We start from the raw sequence: 510 nt of genomic DNA, 5'->3' as shown, positions 1-510 counted from the left end.
ATCCGCTCGCAAACCCGGCCAGTTCCCACGGCCATAGTAGATCGCTACATCTACATCATCAGTCAGTGAACCTTCATCCATATCCACGGCTTTGATGCGAACATCGATGTCTGGCTCTTGAGCATTAAAGTCCGCCAAACGAGGCACCAACCACTGAATGGCAAAGCTCGGTGGCAAGCTGATGGTCAACGCACCTTTTTCACTACGTTCCAATACCTTATCGGTCGCTTCAGCAATCGAGGTAAAGATGTCTTTGATGTCGAGAAAGTAACTTTGCCCTTCTTCTGTTAACAGCAAAGAACGGTTACGGCGACGGAAAAGTTTTAGAGATAGAAACTCTTCTAGGGCTTTAATTTGATGACTCACTGCGGCTTGAGTCACAAATAACTCTTCTGCCGCACGCGTAAAACTGAGATGACGAGCGGCTGCTTCAAATACTCGAAGCGAATTTAAAGGAGGCAATCTGCGAGACATATGGGACCTCAAATAGGATTAGTTTTTTTAATCTGA

1 protein-coding gene is annotated in these 510 nt (G+C 46.1%); it reads right to left on the bottom strand.

Annotated elements, in window-relative coordinates:
• Positions 1-474 (bottom strand): LysR family transcriptional regulator (locus tag R7E38_RS23435; RefSeq protein ID WP_318082253.1); only part of this gene is annotated, 474 nt, incomplete at its 3' end.
• Positions 475-510: the final 36 nt, after the last annotated feature.

It is taken from the genome of Vibrio sp. Vb2131, assembly GCF_033338535.1.
In the GTDB taxonomy this organism is placed as follows: Bacteria; Pseudomonadota; Gammaproteobacteria; order Enterobacterales; family Vibrionaceae; genus Vibrio; species Vibrio alginolyticus.
Note: the sequence above shows the minus strand (reverse complement) of the source record. Positions and strands in the feature narration are given on the sequence as shown.